The sequence below is a fragment of the Microbulbifer mixtoriginis (SeqCode) genome (assembly GCF_052466865.1).
Map to the genome: position 1 here is coordinate 4,317,191 of NZ_CP174293.1, position 22,139 is coordinate 4,339,329.

17 protein-coding genes and 2 pseudogenes are annotated in these 22,139 nt (G+C 52.3%); 8 read left to right on the top strand and 11 right to left on the bottom strand.

From position 1 onward, the window contains the following. Positions 1 to 8: 8 nt before the first annotated feature. The 5 genes and pseudogenes from ACJJJA_RS19470 to ACJJJA_RS19490 all read left to right on the top strand — a co-directional run bounded on the left by ACJJJA_RS19470 (position 9) and on the right by ACJJJA_RS19490 (position 5,161). Entirely contained in the window at positions 9 to 1,031 is a 1,023-nt protein-coding gene (locus ACJJJA_RS19470; RefSeq protein WP_444903110.1) for a hypothetical protein, read from the top strand. Between the two features lie 247 nt (positions 1,032 to 1,278). Further along, a pseudogene (locus ACJJJA_RS19475) lies at positions 1,279 to 1,395 on the top strand (helix-turn-helix domain-containing protein); the annotation flags it as partial. Between the two features lie 582 nt (positions 1,396 to 1,977). Beyond that, on the top strand, positions 1,978 to 2,349 hold the full coding sequence (locus ACJJJA_RS19480; RefSeq protein ID WP_444903111.1) for a hypothetical protein: 372 nt from the start codon (positions 1,978 to 1,980) through the stop codon (positions 2,347 to 2,349). Positions 2,350 to 2,900: 551 nt separating this feature from the next. After that, entirely contained in the window at positions 2,901 to 3,791 is an 891-nt protein-coding gene (locus ACJJJA_RS19485) for a hypothetical protein (protein ID WP_444903112.1), read from the top strand. Positions 3,792 to 4,282: 491 nt separating this feature from the next. Continuing rightward, positions 4,283 to 5,161 carry a hypothetical protein gene (locus ACJJJA_RS19490; RefSeq protein ID WP_444899885.1) on the top strand — a complete coding sequence of 293 codons (879 nt, stop codon included), beginning with the start codon at positions 4,283 to 4,285 and terminating at the stop codon, positions 5,159 to 5,161. A 65-nt stretch (positions 5,162 to 5,226) separates the two neighbouring features. Here ACJJJA_RS19490 and greA read toward each other — a convergent pair whose 3' ends face one another. From greA to dapB, 7 genes and pseudogenes are all read right to left on the bottom strand, one after another. Further along, positions 5,227 to 5,703, bottom strand: a complete 477-nt coding sequence (gene greA, locus ACJJJA_RS19495) for a transcription elongation factor GreA (RefSeq protein WP_252083232.1) — start codon at positions 5,701 to 5,703, stop codon at positions 5,227 to 5,229. A gap of 86 nt (positions 5,704 to 5,789) precedes the next feature. After that, positions 5,790 to 9,017: a carbamoyl-phosphate synthase large subunit gene (gene carB, locus ACJJJA_RS19500; protein WP_444903113.1), complete on the bottom strand. Its 3,228-nt coding sequence runs from the start codon at positions 9,015 to 9,017 to the stop codon at positions 5,790 to 5,792. A 112-nt stretch (positions 9,018 to 9,129) separates the two neighbouring features. Continuing rightward, positions 9,130 to 10,278 carry a glutamine-hydrolyzing carbamoyl-phosphate synthase small subunit gene (gene carA, locus ACJJJA_RS19505; RefSeq protein WP_282931318.1) on the bottom strand — a complete coding sequence of 383 codons (1,149 nt, stop codon included), beginning with the start codon at positions 10,276 to 10,278 and terminating at the stop codon, positions 9,130 to 9,132. Positions 10,279 to 10,609: 331 nt separating this feature from the next. After that, the gene (locus ACJJJA_RS19510; protein ID WP_444887141.1) at positions 10,610 to 11,323 is read right to left on the bottom strand and encodes a YfiR family protein; all 714 of its coding nucleotides are present in this window, start codon (positions 11,321 to 11,323) and stop codon (positions 10,610 to 10,612) included. 54 nt (positions 11,324 to 11,377) lie between these two features. Next, the gene (gene rimK / locus ACJJJA_RS19515; protein WP_444888945.1) at positions 11,378 to 12,316 is read right to left on the bottom strand and encodes a 30S ribosomal protein S6--L-glutamate ligase; all 939 of its coding nucleotides are present in this window, start codon (positions 12,314 to 12,316) and stop codon (positions 11,378 to 11,380) included. 84 nt (positions 12,317 to 12,400) lie between these two features. Then, positions 12,401 to 12,817, bottom strand: a pseudogene (locus tag ACJJJA_RS19520) (ATP-dependent zinc protease family protein); the annotation flags it as partial. Between the two features lie 150 nt (positions 12,818 to 12,967). Then, positions 12,968 to 13,783: a 4-hydroxy-tetrahydrodipicolinate reductase gene (gene dapB, locus ACJJJA_RS19525; RefSeq protein WP_444903114.1), complete on the bottom strand. Its 816-nt coding sequence runs from the start codon at positions 13,781 to 13,783 to the stop codon at positions 12,968 to 12,970. A 238-nt stretch (positions 13,784 to 14,021) separates the two neighbouring features. Between dapB and ACJJJA_RS19530 the strand changes: the two genes are divergently transcribed. After that, a complete protein-coding gene (locus ACJJJA_RS19530; protein WP_444903115.1) occupies positions 14,022 to 14,477 on the top strand; it encodes a hypothetical protein in 456 nt (151 codons plus the stop codon). Positions 14,478 to 14,609: 132 nt separating this feature from the next. On the opposite strand, the gene dnaJ is transcribed toward ACJJJA_RS19530, so the two are convergent. The 3 genes from dnaJ to grpE all read right to left on the bottom strand — a co-directional run bounded on the left by dnaJ (position 14,610) and on the right by grpE (position 18,677). Next, complete coding sequence (gene dnaJ, locus ACJJJA_RS19535; RefSeq protein ID WP_252083238.1) at positions 14,610 to 15,734, bottom strand: molecular chaperone DnaJ; 1,125 nt, start codon at positions 15,732 to 15,734, stop codon at positions 14,610 to 14,612. Between the two features lie 225 nt (positions 15,735 to 15,959). Continuing rightward, positions 15,960 to 17,912, bottom strand: a complete 1,953-nt coding sequence (dnaK, locus tag ACJJJA_RS19540; RefSeq protein ID WP_252083239.1) for a molecular chaperone DnaK — start codon at positions 17,910 to 17,912, stop codon at positions 15,960 to 15,962. Positions 17,913 to 18,035: 123 nt separating this feature from the next. Then, positions 18,036 to 18,677 carry a nucleotide exchange factor GrpE gene (gene grpE, locus ACJJJA_RS19545; RefSeq protein WP_252083240.1) on the bottom strand — a complete coding sequence of 214 codons (642 nt, stop codon included), beginning with the start codon at positions 18,675 to 18,677 and terminating at the stop codon, positions 18,036 to 18,038. A gap of 231 nt (positions 18,678 to 18,908) precedes the next feature. On the opposite strand from grpE, the gene recN reads away from it, so the two are divergent. Next, entirely contained in the window at positions 18,909 to 20,579 is a 1,671-nt protein-coding gene (gene recN, locus ACJJJA_RS19550) for a DNA repair protein RecN (protein ID WP_444903116.1), read from the top strand. A gap of 262 nt (positions 20,580 to 20,841) precedes the next feature. Continuing rightward, on the top strand, positions 20,842 to 21,447 hold the full coding sequence (locus tag ACJJJA_RS19555; protein WP_252083242.1) for a 1-acyl-sn-glycerol-3-phosphate acyltransferase: 606 nt from the start codon (positions 20,842 to 20,844) through the stop codon (positions 21,445 to 21,447). Positions 21,448 to 21,489: 42 nt separating this feature from the next. Here ACJJJA_RS19555 and fur read toward each other — a convergent pair whose 3' ends face one another. Then, positions 21,490 to 21,900 (bottom strand): ferric iron uptake transcriptional regulator, encoded by a 411-nt coding sequence (gene fur, locus ACJJJA_RS19560; RefSeq protein WP_252083243.1) that lies wholly within the window; start codon positions 21,898 to 21,900, stop codon positions 21,490 to 21,492. Between the last annotated feature and the right edge of the window lie 239 nt (positions 21,901 to 22,139).

The window sequence follows — 22,139 nt, forward strand, 5'->3', positions numbered from 1 at the left end:
AGCAACCCATGAAAAAGTGCATCTCCATTCCCTTAGGCATTTTCCTGACAATTACCACAAGCGGTGTAGCTGCCAACACCGTAATTGTTTTGCAAAATGGCATGGGAAATACTGTCACACCGGTACAAGAAGGCACTGTATCTAATAGTACCATTCTCATTAATCAGGTTGGCGATTTAAGCTCCTCAAAAACAGAGCAGATTAATAACACTAATGATAGTACAATTAGTCATTTACAATTTGGCGACAGGAACACGATAGTTTCTCTGCAGAATAATTCATCGTCTTCTACCGCCTTCATCACCCAAGTAAATGATAATAATAGCGCATCCACTACTCAGTCCTTTACTAACGATTCAATAGCATTAGTTATTCAAAGCGGTTTACACGGCCAGGTCGTATTTACTAATCAGGGAAATACTTCTTCAAGTAGTATTTTTGTCAACCAAACTAAAAATACTAATTCAGCCACAATGGGTCAGTTTAATGGATCTGAACACAGGGCTACTATTAACCAAAAGGGGCTTTTCATCGGAAATAATAAAATCGAAATACAACAAGGAAATAGCAACTCTAACTCTGCTTATGCAACCCAGATTGGTAATACCCAAACTGGATTAGTTATTCAGAACGGAGGTTCAAGCAACACATCTTATTCCTACCAGTTCGGCAAGGACAATTACATTGATGTCACACATACAGGGGATAGTAACACCAGTGAAATCGTGCAATCCTGGGAATCTAACCTAGCTGTACACATCCAGTCTGGTGATAACAACTTGGCCCTGGCCAAACAATCTGGTCAATTTAACGTTGTAGATCTATTTCAGAGGGGTGACATGAACATATCAGACATAACTCAAGTTGGCGGTAATCTCAATGAGTATGACTTAACTCAAAGCGGTGACTCCAACACCTTCTTAGCAACGCAGGATGGTAATTCGAACGTTATCATGGTGACACAAGCAAGTAACGGTAACTTCCAAATGATCAACCAAATTGGCGATGGTAATATGTATATTTTCCCATAAGTCTCAAAAGCTGGCTATAACCGGTCAGCTTTACAATCAATCACCTCTACCCAACTAAAATTAGTTCATTAGAATCTAAAATACTCTTTCTACCCATCATCAGATACAACCAAGTATTTCCGCCTAATAACCATTCTTAAATCAATAGAATATTAAAATACACTTGGTTTCGAATAATAAGTGCAATTGGTAAGGGAGAGCTCAGCTTATAGAGTCGACATCTCTCCCGACCAAAAGAAAGACGCTGGTGAGCTACTACAAACTGAGTGAGAACGAACGATACCAGATTTACAGCCTGAGAAAGGTCGGACACTCTCAGAAATCAATTGCAGAGTTCTTGGAGAGGTATCCCACATTGATCAGTCTCAGGATGTATTTATTACCGGCTTGCGAAGGTATGCCGAGCGATTCGGGATAGAATATCATAGAATAAATTTTTTATGAGACTGCAAGGTAATCTGCTTGCATCATAAGGAAATTGTAATTATTACTTGAAGCCGAGAGATGTATCTTTTGCTAATGCTAATACAATTTATTCTTCATTATAAGTGACAACAATTTCGTTATATTTCTATAACCATATTGTAAGCCACCCCTCCTACAACTTGGACTTGATGTCTCTAAGGAGTAATCCATAAAGAAACATGCTTCGATTACAACTGGAATATTAATAGCTTATGCTTCAAGTGATGTACTGACATCTAATAATGTCTTTCTCAATCAAAATGATAACGAGAACCTAGCCTTTCCATTTAAAGACCCAATAGTTAACTTCAATATCATTATCATCGCTCAGAATGATGGCTTTAATGAATCTTCTTCTCAACAAACAAATCACAGCAAAAATAGCGTTATCAGTCATAGGCAGACAGGCAATATGAATAAGGAATAGTCCTTACAGGATAATACTCTCAATTCTTTTGGCGTGATTAGCCAAATAGACAATATGTATGAAACAGCCACAAGCCAAACATCTGTCAACAATTCAGCAGCTGAAATTTTTCAGAGTGGCTTTGCGCCACAGTTAACTACGATAAATCAAACGAACACCAACTCAAGTTTTGCAACTATTGCTCAAACAGGAGGTGCTCTTGACGGAAATACCTTAACCCCTGTGCAGGTTATCTGTAATTTAAATACTCTCGATGTCACCCAATACTGCGTTACGAAAAGCGCATCAATCTATCAAGTTGGAGGTTCTATCAATACCTCTTACTCCATTCAAAAACGCTGTAAAAATCAAACTCACGTTGTTCAACCTGGAAACAACAATGTAAGTGACAACACATTAATTGGGGAAAAACATTGTGACTGTTAATAAAATAGAAAATTGCAACCGCTCCGTTACCATCCAGCAGATCATAGATAATTATGCTGCAACTGATCAATCTAGCAATATTATTCAGTCAACCATATCCCAGTCCGGTAGTAACATGGATACGGCGCTTATAACTCAAATCGACAGCAGTACTACAATTGATGCGACACAGACTGTGTAGTTCCAACCTTATTTCTGCAGTACAACGAACCAACGATAATAACATATCCTTCTCTCAAATTGATGACGTCAATGTCTTTATACTTGCTAAATAGAATAAGATAAAAAACTAAAATTTAACCTCAGGTGGATCAGCTTAAAAGGCGACATCAAGCTCATTTACTCTGTTTTTTTAGGAAAACACTAAACCTGTCACCCTCTTCCATTAAATTAATAAGCACAAACCAAAGTACCCAACGCCAACAGCCTTTATTCCATACCAGCTAGTCTAAAGTTAAATCAGCAAGCTATTACCTTCAAAATACTGAACACATAGCTAGCCTAGAAATACACTGAACCAAAATGGACACAGCAGTAAACAGGAGTTGAACGTGAGGAAGTTTCCAGTTCTTTCGCTGGCATTAATGATGTCTTATGGCGGACTTACATATGCAGCGGGGAATTCAACGTCATTAGAGCAAAGTGGCAATAACAATCAGGTATTGATTGATCAATCCGATAATAGTGCCATAGACAACAGCGTAAAGATTTCTCAGAACGGCAACCTCAATAATGCAGAGTCTATCCAGACCAATGTAATTGATAGCCTGATACACCAAGTTCAAGAGGGAAAATTAAATGACGTTTACAGCCTACAAATGGGCGGCTCAGGTAATAATGCCCTGATTTACCAAACTGGCATGGATAACCGTGCCAATACCTACCAAATTGCCACTCAAAATAGCCAAGCAACCATTCGCCAAAATGGTGCAGGAAATGAAGCAGAAATTCATCAACATTTGGGAAGTGACAACATTTCCGTTATTGAGCAAATTGGTAATATTCATGGAGCTTTAATTGGGCAGTATGCCAGCTTCAATGCTGAAGCTTACATATTCCAAGATGGTTCTTATCACGAGGCCATAATTAGACAAGAGGGCACCGGACACTATGCCAGTATCTCTCAATCAGGTATTTCTCACACTGCCGAAATAACCCAGGCCGATATGCACAACGAGGCCGACATTGTCCAAATGGGAGAAAGCAACTACAGCACGATTGTTCAAGTCTCTTGGTATAACAGCGCGTTTGTGACTCAAGATGGCTACATGAACCGGGCAACGATTATGCAGTCAGGAGGTGGCGCCATGGGTGGGGGCCACTTAGTTGTGGTCAATCAATCTGGTGGCATGAATACGGCTACAGTTATTCAGAGCGGATTCTCTGAATCCGCAAATATTACTCAAACCGGCTACGGCAATACAGCTATAGTACATCAGTAAACATTGCTCCCCTACAAATGCCAAAGATCAGGAACGATCTTTGGCATTTTTAATTATTTACTCCTCCCAACTAAATTTTATTCCCAAGTCCCTGTATAAATTCCTTTTTAAAAATGACTTCACTGTGATTTTTTCACCATTTTTCCTGGCTAAAACTTATCTCCCAGGTAAATCAAACTTCTATCCTATGGCTTTTCTTAGACACTGAAGCAACAATAATAAAGACGGAACGAACTTATGGACTCCTAAGCAGTAACAGGGATGCCAATCAGAATGAACCAGCTATTTCCTATCTTTGATTTCCCTTCGATTCTACCTTTTTGCACAGGCACTTACAGCGAGTGTATATCTGAGTAATTTATAGTTTCGCCGCTAAACATAGCCTAGCGCTTTACTACAAAATACTCGGGTGACTTATGCTGTGCTCCCGCTCAGCCGGTAAATGCTGAACCCCAACGCGATGCTCTTTTCAAGTAGTAATGGAGATACTCATGAAGACTTTAACCCCAATCGCTGCCGCTATTGCTTTTGTAATCAGCGGTGCAGCCATGGCCGATAACAATACCGCTTACCAGGATCAAAACGGTATGGATCAACTCGGTTATATTGATCAAGCCGGCCCCGGTAGCCATCATAACCTGGCTGATCAGGAACAACACGGGGCACACAACACGGCGGTTAGTATCCAGGTCCATGAACACCACAGCACGGTTCTTCAATATCAGGATGGCTACAGTAATTATGCCAATGCCTTTCAAAATGGGGGATCTGGCAACACCGCTATGAGTGAGCAATTGGGTATCGACAATAGCTCCTTAACTTTCCAGTTTGATGAGCACCATAGCTTCTCCTACCATGCTCAGGAAGGCCACGGGAATACCGCCTGGACTTATCAACAGTCTGGCGCTAATAACCAGGCGACTATTTTACAAAACGGCGACTATGGCTACGCTACTGTCACTCAAGTAGGCAGCTACGGCAGTGAAGCTATGCTCTCACAGGTTGGCGAAATGAATCGAGCTGATGCTCTTCAAGTTGGTGAAGGCCATAAAGCTCACTTAATTCAGGCAGGAGGTGGCCACAACGATCTTGATTCCCGTCAAATCGGCTATGGCCATGAAGCTCATATGTACCAAGATGGTTGGTATAACGAAGGAGATATTTCTCAAGCCGGTAGCCACCACTTCGGAAAAACTATGCAGGTTGGCTATGGCAATGATGTCTATATAGGCCAAATAGGCGAAAACCACTATGCAGAGGTCACTCAGATTGGTTCACATAACAACAGCTTAGTAGCCCAATTTGGCTACAATGAAACCGCCAAAGTTCACCAACATGGCGACAGTAACAACAGTTTCGTTCACCAGTAAAGCTGCTCCTGCCCCCAAGAAAAAAGGCGGCCTCTGGCCGCCCTTTTTCTTACTAAGAGATCTTTTTATAGATGCTCTACAGTATCGATTTCATATTCCACCGTGCCGGAAGGCGTATGCACAACAACGACTTCTCCCACTTCTTTACCAATCAGTGCGCGGGCAATCGGCGAGTTCACTGAGATTTTTTGTTTCTTCACATCCGCTTCATCGTCACCCACGATTTTATAAGTCACTTCAGCATCGTCATCCAGGTGAATAATCGTTACCGTGGTGCCAAAAATTACCTTATCGCTGGGCTCAATCGACTTCACATCGATCACTTGAGCGTGAGACAACTTGGCTTCAATCTCTTGAATACGACCCTCAATAAAGCCCTGCTTTTCCCGCGCCGCATGGTATTCGGCGTTCTCCTTCAAATCACCGTGTTCGCGTGCTTCGGCAATGGCCTCTACCACCGCAGGGCGCTCGACTTTTTTCAGATTATCCAGTTCTGAACGCAGCGCTTCCGCGCCTTCAACGGTCATTGGTACCCGGTTCACTGTGGGACCTCCATTATTGTTACTACGCAACCGGGCCCTGTGTTGCCACAAGGCCCGGTCGGAAATGACGGATTGTTTTTAGATGATTAAGACAGCTTTACCACACGCTGGTGAAGGTCTTGCAGGCGGCGAACCTGTAGCGGCTGCTCCTGACGCATGGCCATCGCCATGGCCTGGGCCGCTGCCAGGGTGGTGGTGTAACACACCTGGTGGTTCTCGGCACTGCGACGGATATCCGCAGAGTCGCGAATCGCCTGGCGCCCTTCGGTGGTATTCACCACCAGTGCAATCTCGTCGTTCTTAATCATATCGACGATATGCGGGCGACCTTCACTCATCTTGTTGACGGTTGTAACGGGAATATCGTTTTCTTGCAAGACCTTGGCGGTGCCGCGGCTGGCAATGACTTCGAAGCCAAGCTCCACCAGATCGCGAGCTACGCCCACTGCGTCGGCCTTGTCGAAGTCACGCACAGAGATAAATGCGCGTCCGGACTCCGGCAGGCGGTCGCCAGCGGCAACCAGGCCCTTGTCGAAGGCCTCTGCGAAGGTAGCGCCTACGCCCATCACTTCGCCGGTGGATTTCATCTCGGGGCCGAGAATCGGGTCCACTTTCGGGAACTTGTTGAACGGGAATACAGACTCTTTAACGGAGTAGTAGTCCGGTACGATCTCTTCGGTAAAGCCCTGCTCCTGCAGGCTGATACCCGCCTGACAGCGCGCGGCCACTTTTGCCAGTGAAGTGCCGATACACTTGGAGACGAAAGGTACGGTACGGGAAGCGCGCGGGTTCACCTCAATCACGTAGATCTCGCCGTCCTGGTAGGCCAGCTGGGTGTTCATCAGGCCGACTACGCCCAGCTCGCGAGCCATGGCCTTCACTTCTTCGCGCATACGGTCCTGCACATCCGCCGGCAGGCTGTAAGGCGGCAGGGAGCAAGCGGAGTCACCGGAGTGAACACCACACTGTTCAATGTGCTGCATGATGGCGCCAATCACAACGTCCTTGCCATCGGATACCGCATCGATATCCACCTCAATGGCGGCGTTGAGGAAGTGATCCAGTAGTACCGGCGCTTCGTCGGAAACCTGCACCGCTTCTTTCATATAAGTGAGCAGCTCGTCTTCTTTGTAGACGATCTCCATGGCGCGGCCGCCCAGTACGTAAGACGGGCGCACAACCAGCGGGTAGCCCACGTCTTTCGCCGCCTGAATGGCTTCGGATACAGAGCGCACAATGGCGTTCTTCGGCTGCTTGAGGCCGAGACGCATAATCATCTGCTGGAAGCGCTCGCGGTCTTCAGCGCGGTCAATCTGCTCTGGTGTGGTACCGATAATCGGCACACCTTCGTTGGCCAGGTAGCGCGCCAGGTTCAGCGGAGTCTGACCACCGAACTGTACGATCACGCCTTCCGGCTTCTCTTTGGCAACAATTTCCAGCACATCTTCCAGGGTTACCGGCTCGAAGTAGAGGCGATCGGAAGTGTCGTAGTCGGTGGAAACAGTCTCCGGGTTACAGTTGACCATAATGGTCTCGTAACCGTCTTCGCGCATCGCCAGGGCGGCGTGTACACAGCAGTAGTCGAACTCGATGCCCTGGCCGATACGGTTGGGGCCACCGCCGAGTACCATGATTTTCTTTTTGTCGGACGGCTGCGCTTCGCACTCCTCATCGTAGGTGGAGTACATGTACGCAGTGGAGGTACTGAACTCAGCAGCACAGGTATCCACGCGCTTGTAAGACGGGAATACACCCAGCTTGTGGCGGAACTCGCGCACAGTCTTCTGGCTTACCCCCAGCAGATCCGCCAGGCGGCGGTCGGAGAAGCCTTTGCGCTTTAGGAAGCGCATGTGCTCAGTGGTCAGTGCCGAGGTAGGCAGTGACTTAAGCGGCTCTTCGATTTTGATCAGTTCTTCGATCTGCACCAGGAACCAGGGGTCGATACCGGACAGGTCGTAAACTTCGCCGACGCTCATGCCCATACGGAAGGCGTCGCCCACATACCAGATGCGCTCGGCACCCGGAACGGAGAGTTCGCTGCGCAGGCGGGTCTCAGCGCCGTCTTTGCTCGGGTCAATCTTGCTTTCCAGGCCGAAGCTGCCCACTTCCAGACCGCGCAGGGCTTTCTGCATGGACTCCTGGAAGGTACGGCCGATTGCCATCACTTCACCCACAGACTTCATCTGGGTGGTCAGGCGTGCATCGGCTTCACCGAATTTCTCAAAGGTGAAGCGCGGGATCTTGGTGACAACGTAATCGATAGACGGCTCGAAGGACGCCGGGGTAGCACCGCCAGTGATATCGTTCTGCAACTCGTCCAGGGTGTAACCCACTGCCAGCTTGGCCGCGACCTTGGCGATCGGGAATCCGGTGGCCTTGGAGGCCAGTGCGGAGGAGCGGGATACGCGTGGGTTCATCTCGATCACAACCACGCGGCCAGTCTTCGGACAAACGCCGAACTGTACGTTGGAGCCGCCGGTTTCAACGCCAATCTCGCGCAGTACCGCGATGGAGGCGTTACGCATCAGCTGATATTCCTTATCGGTCAGCGTCTGCGCCGGGGCCACGGTGATAGAGTCACCGGTGTGTACGCCCATCGGGTCGAAGTTCTCGATGGAACATACGATGATGCAGTTGTCGTTCTTATCGCGAACCACTTCCATCTCGTACTCTTTCCAGCCGAGCAGGGATTCGTCGATCAATAGTTCGTTGGTGGGGGAGAGGTCGAGACCGCGCTTACAGATCTCTTCAAACTCCGGCCAGTTGTAGGCCACACCACCACCGGAACCACCCATGGTGAAGGACGGACGGATAATTACCGGGAAGCCGAACTCTTCCGGTACTTTCTTCGCCTCTTCCATGGAGTGGACGATCTTGGCGCGCGGAGTTTCCAGGCCGATAGCTTTCATCGCCTTGTCGAACAGGTCGCGGTCTTCCGCTTTCTCGATAGCGTCTTTATCCGCACCGATCAGCTCGACATTGAATTCCTTCAGGACACCGTGCTTATCCAGGTCCAAGGCGCAGTTCAGTGCTGTCTGGCCACCCATGGTGGGCAGGATGGCGTCGGGGCGCTCCTGCTCAATAATCTTGGCAACGGTGCGCCACTCCACCGGCTCGATGTAAGTGGCATCGGCCATGGCCGGGTCGGTCATGATGGTGGCCGGGTTGGAGTTCACCAGGATCACCCGGTAACCCTCTTCGCGCAGCGCCTTACAGGCCTGGGCGCCGGAGTAGTCAAATTCGCACGCCTGGCCGATCACGATGGGGCCTGCGCCGATAATCAGAATGCTTTGGATATCTGTGCGTTTTGGCATCTTTCTTCCGTTCTACTACCGGCAAAGGCCGGCTGCGCTAAATTTCATTCGTTTCTTGTTAAAACCGCCGCAAAAGCGGCGGTTAATTGCCCTACCCTGGGCGGCTACGCCCTTAGGCGCGCTCTTTCATCAAATCGATAAAGTGGTCGAACAACGGCGCCACATCGTGTGGGCCCGGGCTCGCTTCCGGGTGTCCCTGGAAGCTGAAGGCCGGCTTGTCCTTCAGGTGAATACCCTGCAAGGTGCCGTCGAACAGGGACTTGTGGGTAACTTCCACATTGTCCGGCAGGCTGTCGGCGTCCACTTCGAAACCGTGGTTCTGCGCGGTGATCATCACCTTGGTGCTGTTCAGGTCTTGTACCGGGTGGTTACCACCGTGGTGACCGAACTTCATCTTGGCAGTTTTACCGCCCACCGCCAGGCCCAACAACTGGTGGCCCAGGCAGATACCGTAGGTGGGGATGCCAGCGTCCAGGATTTCGCGAATAGCGGTGATCGCGTATTCACAGGGCTCGGGGTCACCGGGGCCATTGGACAGGAATACACCGTTGGGATTCATCGCCAGTACTTCGGAAGCCGGGGTCTCCGCCGGTACTACGGTGATGTCACAGCCGCGATCCACCAGCATACGCAGGATATTGCGCTTCACACCGAAGTCGTAAGCCACTACTTTGAAGGGCTGTTCCGGCGCGGCCTTGTGGCCTTCGCCCAGTTCCCAGGTACCTTCGCTAAAGGGGTAGGCTTCCTTGGTGCTCACTACCTTGGCCAGGTCCATCCCTTTCAGACCGGCAAATTCCTTGGCCTTGGCCAGGGCTTCTTCGCGGTCAATATTGTCACCGGCAACGATGCAACCGCTCTGTGCGCCCTTGTCGCGCAGCAGGCGGGTCAGGCGACGAGTGTCGATATCGGCGATACCAACGATATTGCGCTCGCGCAGGTAGTCCTCCAGGGACTGCTCGTTGCGGAAGCTGCTGGCCAGCAGCGGCAGGTCGCGGATTACCAGGCCGGCAGCCCAGATATCAGCGCACTCTTCGTCTTCCTGGTTGGTGCCAGTGTTGCCGATGTGCGGGTAGGTCAGAGTCACAATCTGGCGGGCGTAAGAGGGATCGGTGAGGATCTCCTGGTAGCCGGTCATGGATGTGTTGAACACGACCTCGCCAACAGAACTGCCATGGGCACCGATTGCGCGTCCTTCAAAGACACTACCATCTGCGAGCACCAGCAGCGCGGGAGTTGTACTCTGCATAAAGTTGTGGGGCATGAAAGCCTCCGACGTAGGGACAGCTTTAGTCAAATTGAACTCCAATCTTCAGAACTGCTTCCGGGCGGGGTTTGCGGGCTTCGGAGCACGCGGGCTCCTGACTGGTGCGCGCATAAAAAAGCGAGATGAAACATCGCAGCTTCATCTCGCTTTAAAAATCTGTTCACGCGTGATTCTCACAAAGTGGCCGACGGTTGCCGCCAGCTTTTTAGTAGGCTCACGCTGCGCGATTCAGCTTCGCGGCACCGGCCCAAATCGGGCGCAGATTCTACGCGAATTCACCTCTGGACGCTAGTGCAAAAATACGCCAAACCTGACGAAAAATTCCTCTCTACTCCAGCTTCTGCCCGAGACGAAAGAGACTATTGCCCATTTTCAGCTCGGCCTTCTCCAACATGGTCTTGTTCATACGCAGCGCCACTTCGCCACCTTTATCGGCAAATTCAATCATGCCGCCGGTTGCGGCAAAGCGATCGGCATCGCTCACGGTTAAGACAGGGAAGAACTCCACTGTGACTAGCGTCTTGAGCAGACTGGAGCGATCCATAGAGCCAAGAATCACGATCTGGCACTTGCGCGCGCGCAGCATATCTTTGAAGCCAATTTTCTCCAGCGCCACCCGGCGCCCATCAATACGCTGATTCTTGAAGCGCAGAGCCAGCTGCTCACCGAGGGAATCCCCTCCCATCAAACACACCTTAAAGGGAGCACTGTAATTATCAAAAGCGTTGACCGGCCACTGCAGGTTGTAGGCGAAGTGCACGATGTAATCCACCATGACACGCCGCCCCAGGGGGGTATCCGAAAGGTGTACTGCGGCCTGTACCAAGGGAGCAAGCAACAGGCCCAATATCAGGGAAATCGTCAGGAATGGGCGAGTGATAGAAAGTCTGGCAAAGAGTGTCTTCACGGTCATTGATACCCTGGAGTTCACACCTTCTGCCGGCGGAAGGCGCGGTTCCGGCAGAAAGTGTCTATCGGCGGATACCTGGGCAATCAACCACTGCCGAGGCTCGAACGGCGCGCCAGCGAAAAGCCCGGCCACCTTTGAAGGTTAGCCCACCGAGCTTTGCACCGTCGGCGCCCCGTTCACCGTCGATTACTCGGGTACACGGTTATCCAAGTCGGCACTTCCATCCTGGGTTTTTGTTACGGGACGCCATTTGAGCGCCTTCTCGATCGACATAATCATCGCACCGGCCACATCCTTGCGCGTGGCACTCTCAATACCCTCGAGACCGGGGGAGGAGTTCACCTCAAGTAATAACGGCCCTTTACGCGAACGAATAATATCCACACCAGCCACTTTCAACCCGAGCGCTTTAGCCGCTTTAATGGCTATGCGCTTTTCATCTGCTGTGACTTTAACCACCGAAGCGGTGCCGCCCTGGTGAATATTGGCGCGAAACTCTCCCGGTGCCGCCTCTCGCTGGATCGAGGCCACCACGCGGCCATCAATCACAAACAGGCGCAGGTCCTTGCCCTGGGCCTCACGGATAAACTCCTGCACCAGCAAATTGGCTTTAAGTGACTTGAACGCATTAATCACCGATTCGCCGGCTTTGCGAGTTTCCGCCAACACCACTCCGCGCCCCTGAGTTCCCTCCAACAACTTCACAATCAGCGGCGCCCCACCCACCATGTCAATCAACTCGTTGGTATCTACCGGCGAGTTGGCAAAGCCTGAAGTGGGAATACTCAAACCACTCTGCTGTAACAACTGCAGGGAAAATAGCTTATCCCTCGATTGGCTGATCGCGGCAGAGCCATTCAGGGCAAACACATCCAGACTCTCAAAGTGGCGAGTGAGGGCGCAGCCGTAAAAAGTCTGACTCGGGCGAATACGGGGGATAATGGCATCCAGATTGTTGAGAATTCTGCCGTCGCGATAATGTACTTCGGGCTCATCCGCATCGAGCTTCATATAACACTGGCGAACATCCAGGAAGGTCATCCGGTGGCCGCGCTCGGCACCGGCTTCCATAATGCGGCGGTTGCTATAGAGATCCGGATTCGATGCCAACAAGCCTATGCGCAAGCCGGTGCCGGCGATATGGTGCTCGTCCCGATAAAATTCATCCAGCTGACTTTTTGGCAGTTCACCCAGACAGAAGCTCTCCGAGGGGTCCACCATCATGCGGCCGAGCATGGCCTCGCGTCCCAACAACATGCGATAGCCCATACTGTCACGGTTGGTCAGGGTCAATTCGATATCCCAGACGCTGCCACCAACAGAAAGCGCAGTACGAATTACCGGGCGCCGCTCCGACTCACCAGAGGAGCTGCGTACAAGGCGCTTGTCGAGAATTCGAGCCTCACAGCGCACGGTCGGCCGACGCTGGTGCTGCAATGGATGCGCTTCAAAGCTTACCCAGGGCTCACCATCCCGTTTAAACGTCTGAATATTATATGCGTGCAGGCAAGAAGTCTTAGCCCCGGAGTCCACCCGGGCCTTAACTGCGGGGATACCCAGACCGGGAAACGCACACCATTCTTCACTGCCGACAATCAGCTTTTTTTCCAAACAAAAAATCCTCAAAAAAGTTTTTGATTTACCTAAAGAGTCAAAAACCCGAAGTATTGACTTTCACTATAAAAATAAGGCTCGCCTATCGATCAACCGTATAATTACTGCCTAAGAACTATTGAATAAAGGCCGTCCCTTTACCGATTTTTTTACGTGATTCAATTAATTTAATCCCAGCACATCGCGCATATCGTAGTGGCCCGGCGCACGCACCGATTGCTTATTTCCCATCAACCATATCGCTGCGCGTACCGCACCGCGGGCAAAAGAGAGACGACTGCTGGCGCGGTGACTGATTTCTACGCGCTCCCCTTCGGCCAGGAACAGTACAGAGTGCTCACCGACCACATCGCCGCCGCGCACAGTGGCAAAACCGATGGTGTCGCGTTCACGGGCACCTGTCTGGCCCTCGCGTCCATAAATCGCCACTTTCTCCAGATCCCGCCCCAGGGTCTCGGCGACGACTTCTCCCATGCTTAACGCAGTGCCAGAAGGCGCATCCACTTTGTGGCGGTGATGTGCTTCAACAATTTCTATATCGGCATCTTCACCCATTACCCGTGCAGCGGTCTCCAATAACTTGAAGCACAGATTTACACCGGTAGAAAAGTTACTGGCCAGGCACAACGGTACCTTACCCGCATTAGCCAGCACCTGATTTTTCTGCTCAGAGTCAAAACCGGTAGTGCCAATAACAATGGGGCGTCCGTTGGCTGCACAATAGGCAGAGTTATCCACAGTTCCCTGTGGTGCGGTAAAGTCAATCAGTACATCGAAGTCGGCTTTATCCAGACTATCGACAATGACGATACCGTTGCGCCCGAGGCCCGCAACTTCACCGGCATCGGCCCCCACTAAGCTGGAGCCCGGCCGTACAACTGCCGCGCTGAGCTCAGCCTCATCACTTAGAAGCAGTGCCTCCGCCAAGGCCCTTCCCATACGCCCGCCAAACCCGGTGATCGCTACTTTTACTGCCACAACAACACTCCTGTCTACGCCCAATATTGCTGCGAATCTTACCTCGCCCTACCAGAAAGCAGCTACAAAAACTCAGTCTTAAAAAGTGATCATTTTTGGGGACCAAACTGACCATAAAACTTCCAGCCATAGAGGAAATAACAAAACATATTTTTATTACCAACTAACTGAAGTTGAGTGAAAGCAATGACAAATCACGATGCTAGGCTTAAGCCAGAGGGGTAAATGGAGCGCCAACATGCGACTAATGATTCGATCAAACCACCTGCCACATTTATTGGTGGTGGTTATTTCTTTAACCCTGGCCTTTGGCAGTGCGTCCGTATCCGCACAACAGCAAACTACAAACCCAGACTTCTGGGAGAAATATGACGACATTACAGATTGGGTGACGCTGCGTCTGCAGCTCACCCCTGGCCAGGAAAAAGTAGTACTGCCCATCTTGCAAAAGAGCCTTGCAGAGAAAAAAGCCGTACTGGATCGCTATGGCGTTTTGGACAACCCTAAACTGACCTTGACACCTAAGCAGCGCGGGGAAATCGGTGCGCAATTGGCCGCGATTAGCGCGCAGGCAAACAAAGAACTGGAAGGGATACTAAAAAAACAACAGATGAGGGAGTTAGGTAAGATTCAACACGAATTATTGATGGCACTGGCTGCCCGTCTGAGGGCCCGTTCTGCCCAGGGCAACTAACCCGGCAGAGATACCGGGCCAGTTTTCGCTATTCTTCCTGCTTTTAACTTTTAAAAGAGCTCATCCGTTAAGCAACTATATAAGCCCTAAATTACCGATGGTCGAATAGCGATTGGGGATGCTCGCTTAGCGTTAAAGCTTCATATCCCCAAAGAAGTTTTTCACTCCTTCAAACCAACCGGTCTGGCGAGGTGCATTTTTCTTTTCGCTCAGGGTATTGGCAAATTCCTGCAGTAACTCTTTCTGTTTACCAGAAAGGTTTACCGGTGTTTCCACGACAACCCGACACAACAAATCGCCGGTAGCGCCACCGCGCACCGGAGTGACACCTTTACCACGCAGGCGGAACAGCTTGCCAGTTTGACTCTCTGCGGGAATCTTTAGCTTCACCTTACCATCAAGGGTCGGCACTTCCAGTTCGCCCCCCAGTGCTGCGGCAGCAAAACTGATGGGCACTTCGCAATACAAGTTCTTGCCATCGCGCTGAAACAGCTCGTGCTCCTTCACCACCACCTGTACATATAAATCACCAGCGGGGCCGCCATCGGGGCCCGCTTCACCCTCTCCGGACAGGCGGATACGATCGCCAGTATCTACGCCAGGCGGAACCTTAACGGACAGAGTCTTGGTCTCTTCAACCCGACCGCGACCGTGGCAGCTGCCACAGGGATCGGAGATAGTGGTACCGCGACCGCGACAGTTGGGGCAGGTTTGCTGAACAGAGAAGAAGCCCTGTTGCATACGTACCTGACCGGCGCCACCACAGGTGCTACAGGTCTGCGGAGAGGAACCTGGCTTGGCGCCTGAACCGTGGCAAGTATTACAGGAAGCGAGCGTTGGCACACGGATCTTGACCGTGGTACCGCGCACTGCGTCTTCCAGGTCCAGTTCCAAGTCGTAACGCAGGTCTGAACCGCGCGCCGGGCCACCCCGACGGCCGCCACCGCCCCCACCGAAGATATCGCCAAATACATCGCCGAAGATATCGGAGAAACCGCCGAAACCGCCGGCGCCACCGCCACCCATCTGCCCCTCTACACCGGCGTGACCAAATTGATCATAAGCCGCGCGCTTCTGCGAATCGGACAGTATCTCGTAAGCTTCGTTGGCTTCCTTGAATTTATTTTCCGCTTCCGCATCATCGGGATTGCGGTCCGGGTGAAACTTCATCGCCACCCGGCGGTAGGCTTTCTTCAGCTCTGCATCCGAAGCGCCGCGCTCGACGCCGAGGACTTCGTAATAATCGCGTTTCGACATAAAACTATGTTCTCTGGTCCGGCATCAAGAACGGCCAAACTCTTTCTACTTCTCGGTTTCTAACCAAGCCCCGCATTGCGGAGCACCACCAAACTGCGAACTCTGTACAAACTTTGATGGATACCTGAAACAACACAGGGCGCGGGGCCTAAAAAGAAGGCGCCGCGCCCCTGAAGTTCTCCGGCGGCCACTTTAAAAGCTGCCACCGGAAATGCAAGCGAACGCTTACTTACCTTCTTTCTTGTCGTCCTTTACTTCTTCGAACTCTGCATCTACCGCATCGTCGCCAGCGGAAGATTGCTGCTGCTCGCCCTGTTGAGCGCCTGCACCAGCGGCACCTTCAGCGCCTGCGGCCTGGGCCTGCTCGGCGTACATCTTCTGTGCAACCGGGCCGGAAGCTTCGGTCAGCTTGGTGGTGGCAGCTTCCATAGCCGCCTTGTCGTTGCCTTTCACCGCTTCTTCCGCTTCTTTGATAGCCGCTTCGATTGCAGACTTCTCTTCAGCGGTGGCTTTGTCGCCAGCTTCTTCCAGGGTCTTCTTGGTGGCAGAGATCAGGCCGTCGAGGGTATTACGGGTTTGCACCAGCTCCTCGAACTGCTTATCCGCTTCGGCATTCGCCTCTGCGTCTTGAACCATCTTATCGATCTCGTCCTCGGACAGACCGGAGGAAGCCTTGATCACGATGGACTGCTCTTTACCAGTCGCCTTGTCTTTCGCGTGTACGTGCAGGATACCGTTGGCATCGATATCGAAAGTCACTTCGATCTGCGGCACTCCGCGGGGAGACGGCGGGATATCGGCCAGGTCAAAACGACCCAGGGATTTGTTCTGGGAAGCCTGCTTGCGCTCACCCTGAACCACGTGAATGGTTACCGCAGTCTGGTTATCTTCCGCAGTAGAGAACACCTGGGACTTCTTGGTGGGGATAGTAGTGTTTTTGTCGATCAGCGGAGTTGCAACGCCACCCATGGTTTCGATACCCAGGGTCAGCGGGGTTACGTCCAGCAGCAGTACGTCTTTAACGTCTCCGGACAGAACAGCGCCCTGGATAGCGGCACCCATGGCAACGGCTTCGTCTGGGTTAACGTCTTTGCGCGGCTCTTTACCGAAGAACTCGGTAACTTTCTGCTGTACCAGCGGCATGCGGGTCTGACCACCAACCAGGATCACTTCGTCTACGCCAGAAGCGGACAGGTCGGCATCTTGCAGAGCAATTTTTACCGGCTCCAGGGAACGGGTAACCAGATCTTCTACCAGGCTTTCCAGCTTGGCGCGGGTCAGCTTAACCACCAAGTGCTTGGGACCGGTGGCATCTGCAGTGATATACGGCAGGTTGACTTCAGTCTGCTGGCTGGAGGACAGCTCGATCTTGGCTTTTTCTGCAGCTTCTTTCAGGCGCTGCATCGCCAGGGGATCGCCTTTCAGGTCGATGCCTTGGTCTTTCTTGAACTCGTCTGCGAGATATTCGATCAGACGCAGGTCGAAGTCCTCACCGCCGAGGAAAGTGTCACCGTTGGTGGACAGTACTTCGAACTGCTTCTCACCATCTACGTCGGCAATTTCGATAATGGAGATATCGAAGGTACCACCACCCAGGTCGTATACCGCTACAGTGCGGTCACCGCCCTGCTTGTCCAGGCCGTAGGCCAGAGCAGCAGCAGTCGGCTCGTTGATAATACGTTTAACGTCCAGGCCCGCGATACGGCCGGCGTCTTTGGTGGCCTGGCGCTGGGAGTCGTTAAAGTAAGCCGGTACAGTAATTACTGCAGCGTCAACTTTCTCGCCGAGGAAGTCTTCTGCTGTCTTTTTCATTTTCTTCAGAACTTCGGCAGAGATCTGCGGCGGAGCTTTTTTATCGCCTTTCACTTCTACCCATGCGTCGCCGTTGTCGGCTTCAGTGATGGTGTAAGGCACCATCTTGATATCTTTCTGTACAACGTCGTCTTTGAATTTACGGCCGATTAAACGCTTAACCGCAAAGAGAGTATTCTGGGGATTGGTCACCGCCTGACGCTTGGCAGACTGACCTACCAGGATTTCGTTGTCGTCAGTGAAGGCAACAATAGAAGGTGTAGTACGATCGCCTTCGGCGTTCTCGATTACACGCGCTTTGTCACCATCCAGTACCGCCACACAGCTGTTGGTGGTACCCAGGTCGATGCCGATAATTTTTCCCATCTGTAAAATCCTCATTTGTTACGCGCTGCCAGCTCTGTTCTGTATGCAGCGCGCGAATAATTCTTGATGTCAGCTATATTGGTGCCGGCCAGCGAAATTCAAGGCCGTTTCACGCATTTGCCGTTACGGGGCCTTACTAACCACAACCATGGCCGGGCGAACCAGGCGACCATTGAGGCGATAGCCTTTTTGAAATACCTCTAGAACCGTGTTCGGCTCCACCTCCCCATTCGGCACCTGGGTCATGGCCTGGTGCAACTCTGGGTCGAAGGGCTCTCCCGCTGGATCGACAACTTCCACAGAATTTTTCGTCAGGGTGTCGACGAAAGATTTATGAGTAAGCTCGATACCTTCCACCAATGCTTTATTGCTTTCATCAGCGCTATCAATGGTGGCGAGGGCGCGCTCCAGGTTGTCCACAACCGGCAACAAATCCTGCAGCAGTTTTTCCACTGCAAATTTGCGTGCGCGATCCACATCCTGCTGGGCGCGACGACGGGCATTCTGCTCCTCAGCCTGGGCGCGCAGAGCGAGGTCTTTCTGCACCACTAACTGCTCTTGCAGCTTGATAATTTCATCGTGCAGCGCATCGGCACTCTCGGCTTCTTCGTGCAATGCTTGCTCAGCCTGCTCGCGCTCGGTCGCGGTGGGATCTTCAATCTCCGCGGAAGCCGCCTCGTCTGTCGCTGTCAGGTGCTCATCAGCCAGTGCTTCCGGCTGCACCCCCTCTGTAATCTGATCTTCTTCGCTGCGCTCTCTGGCCACTGCTTTCTCCGTCGCGTCGACTCTGTCAGTAATGAGTTGGGCCCGTCCTGCGGGCTCTGGGGGCTATATGGGGCCATCCCCGCACAGTTCAAGTGGTTTTTTGCGCTAGCACGCAATAGCTGGAGAATCTGCGCTTGACGCTATAGCTAACCAGAAAGGAATACTGTATAAATAACCACTGATTGGGTATTCAGACCCGCCCATAAGAAAGGACACAGAAGCGATCTCTATATGTTGCTGCACCTGTCTATCAGCCAATTCACCCTGGTGGACCAACTGGAGTTGGAGTTCGGCCCAGGTACCAGCACCCTCACCGGCGAGACCGGCGCGGGCAAATCCATCACCCTAGATGCACTCGGACTCGCACTGGGTGGTCGCGGCAGTGCCGAACTGGTACGTGCTGGAGCCAACCGCGCCGATATCAGCGCTACCTTCGATATCTCCGGCTACCCCAACGCCAGCGATTGGCTTAAATCCCAGGAGCTAGATAGCGGGCAGGAAGTGATACTGCGCCGCACCATCGGCGCCGATGGCCGCTCACGGGCCTATATCAACGGGCAGCCGGTGACGCTGCTGCAGCAGCGCGCCCTGGGTGAGCAACTGATTGATATCCACAGCCAGCACGAGCACCAGTCCCTGCTGAAGAAGGAAACCCACCGCCGCCTGCTCGATGAGTACGCCCAAGCCCAGGAACTGGCTGCCGAAACCCGCAGCCGCTACAAGACCTGGCAGGACCAATACCGCCGCTACCGCAATCTGGCCGACAGCGTTGAGGAGGCCGAGGCGCGCCGCAACCTACTGCAGTACCAACTGCGCGAGCTGGAACAACTGGATTTGAGCGAAGGTGAGATAGAGGCCCTGGAGAGCGAGCAGCGTCAGCTGGCCAATGCCGGCGATATTCTTAACGGCAGCTATCAGCTGGCCGCGCTGCTGTCCGGCGGTGAGGGCGATATCGCCGAACAACTGCACCGCGCCCTGCAACTGCTTTCCGCTATGCCCGAACAGGCGCCGGCCCTGGTCGAGGTAGCGCAGATGCTCGATAGTGCGCGAATCCAGATCGACGAAGCGGCCGGTACTTTGTCGCGACATATCGATCGCTTCGAGATGGACCCTGAGCGGCTCAGTGAAGTTGAGGAGCGCCTCAGCGCTATTTACCAAGCGGCGCGCAGACACCGTGTACAACCCAGTGAGCTACCGGCCCTGCAGCGACAGCTGCAAGAGGAACTGGAAGATATCGGCACCGAAGATACCTTGGAGCGCCTCGCCGAAACCTGCAGCAAACTGGAAAAAGAGTTTCGGGCAGTCGCAGCAAAATTAAGCGAGCTACGGCGTGGGGCAGCGATCACACTCGCCGAATCTGTCAATCGGCAACTGGTGGATTTGGCCATGCCGCACGCCAAGGTCAAACTTGCCTTACAAGCTCTCGACAAGCCTTGCAGCCACGGCCTGGAGGAAGTGGAAATTTTAATTTCCACCAACCCCGGCCAGCCACCGCGCCCACTGGGCAGGATCGCCTCCGGCGGTGAGCTTTCTCGGGTAAGCCTCGCCGTACAGGTGGTCACGGCACAGACTTCACGCACCCCAACCCTGGTCTTTGATGAAGTGGACGTCGGTATCGGCGGCGCCACTGGAGACGTGGTAGGTCGCCTGCTGCGACAGCTGGGAGAGACCCGCAATGGCTGTAGCGGCCAAGTGATCTGCGTCACCCACCTGGCTCAGGTGGCCGCGAGAGCCCACCGCCAATATCTGGTGGAGAAGCACAGTGATGGGGAGCAGGCGTTTGTGGCCCTGCGTGAATTGAAAAACGGCGAGCGCCGCGAAGAGATCGCACGCATGCTCGGAGGGCAACCCAGCCCGCAGTCACTGGCCCATGCGGAAGAGATGTTGACCAGGACTCTTTAAGCTGCCCCCACAATCTCAGAACAGCCCTTCAACCGAGGTTCAAAGCTGACCATCGGGACAGCCCATCACTTTTAATGGAGCGGTGGGCAATCATATCTCGCAGATCAATAAATAACCGCCAACAATCCGGCAAAATAGCCGGCCTGCCGGTGATAAATGCCGTTTTAGGACAAATAGACCAAATATGACTGGGTCTGGCGGCAGAAGTCACCATATACTGAGCCGCTTGTTTAACTTTGTTTGAGTAGTATCGGCCGAGTTTATGCAGAGAACGATTTTTAATACCCCGATTATCACGCCGCTGCTGCGCCAAGTTGCCAAGCTGCTGCTGAAATTTCACGGCTGGCGCGTTAACGGCGATCAGCAATCATTAAAACTGAAAAAATATGTATTGATCGGGGCTCCCCACACCACTAACTGGGACGGCTACTACTTTATTCTCGCCGCGCTCAAATTGAAGATGACTCCGCAGTGGATGGGCAAAGACAAACTATTCCAGTTCCCCCTGGGCGGCCCCATGCGCTGGTTTGGCGGTATCGCCGTAGACCGCAGCAAGGCTAACAACTTGGTAGATGCCACCGTGCGCCAGTTTAAGCTGCGCAAAGAGCTGGTTATTGCCATCCCGCCGGAGGGCACCCGCGGTTTGGGTGAGCGCTGGAAGTCCGGTTTCTACCATATTGCACGCAGTGCCAAGGTGCCGCTGGTATTGGGCTTTATCAATTTCTCCAAGAAAGAAGTGGGCATCGGCCCTATCGCCCAACTGGGGGAAAACCTGGAGGCAGAATTGAACAAATTAAGGGAGTTTTACGCGGATAAGGTCGGTAAATTCCCAGAGCTGTACACGCCACCCTGCCAGCCACAGCAGTAAGCGGGCATAAGATGGGTGCGGCGGACGCCGCACCCGACTGGATTACTTCTCTTTTTCCTTCACGTACAGCACTAAGCTGTGGCCTGTCAGCTCGTAGCCGTGCTCATCGGCGATCTGGCGCTGCAGTTCCTCAATTTCCTCATTGTGAAACTCGATCACCTTGCCGGTATCGGTACACACCATATGGTCGTGATGATCACCACGATCCAGCTCGAATACGGAGTGGCCGCCATCGAAGTTGTGGCGAACAACCAGACCCGCGCTCTCAAACTGGGTCAGTACCCGGTAGACGGTAGCCAGGCCGACATCTTCCCCCGCTTCCAGCAGTAGCTTATACACATCTTCAGCACTCAAGTGCTGCTCGCTGGTGCTTTCAAGCAATTGCAAAATCTTAACCCGCGGCAGGGTGACCTTCAGGCCAGCCTTGCGCAATTCCTGGTTTTCGTTCGACATGAATAAATATTTCCCGACAGGATTTTATGAATTGTCTTTACTTGCAACAGCTCACTGAAAAGGTCTATACCCGAATAAGACCACAGATTCCCGCCTGTCAGCGAGCCGGCTCTTCGGGTATTATCCCATGCCGAACGGAGTCAGCGGAACCCCAGGCACCATGAGAGAGGGAAATCGCAGAGGAAGGGAACTTTCCCTACGCATAGGGTCCTATTCCGGACGACCGTTTAAAATTTGTA

Coding starts and splice junctions, on each gene's coding strand:
- dnaJ (WP_252083238.1), bottom strand. CDS start 15,734: ATGTCGAAACGCGATTATTACGAAGTCCTCGGCGTCGAGCGCGGCGCT.
- ACJJJA_RS19490 (WP_444899885.1), top strand. CDS start 4,283: ATGAAGACTTTAACCCCAATCGCTGCCGCTATTGCTTTTGTAATCAGC.
- ACJJJA_RS19530 (WP_444903115.1), top strand. CDS start 14,022: ATGCGACTAATGATTCGATCAAACCACCTGCCACATTTATTGGTGGTG.
- ACJJJA_RS19480 (WP_444903111.1), top strand. CDS start 1,978: ATGTATGAAACAGCCACAAGCCAAACATCTGTCAACAATTCAGCAGCT.
- fur (WP_252083243.1), bottom strand. CDS start 21,900: ATGTCGAACGAAAACCAGGAATTGCGCAAGGCTGGCCTGAAGGTCACC.
- carB (WP_444903113.1), bottom strand. CDS start 9,017: ATGCCAAAACGCACAGATATCCAAAGCATTCTGATTATCGGCGCAGGC.
- carA (WP_282931318.1), bottom strand. CDS start 10,278: ATGCCCCACAACTTTATGCAGAGTACAACTCCCGCGCTGCTGGTGCTC.
- dnaK (WP_252083239.1), bottom strand. CDS start 17,912: ATGGGAAAAATTATCGGCATCGACCTGGGTACCACCAACAGCTGTGTG.
- ACJJJA_RS19470 (WP_444903110.1), top strand. CDS start 9: ATGAAAAAGTGCATCTCCATTCCCTTAGGCATTTTCCTGACAATTACC.
- recN (WP_444903116.1), top strand. CDS start 18,909: ATGTTGCTGCACCTGTCTATCAGCCAATTCACCCTGGTGGACCAACTG.
- ACJJJA_RS19555 (WP_252083242.1), top strand. CDS start 20,842: ATGCAGAGAACGATTTTTAATACCCCGATTATCACGCCGCTGCTGCGC.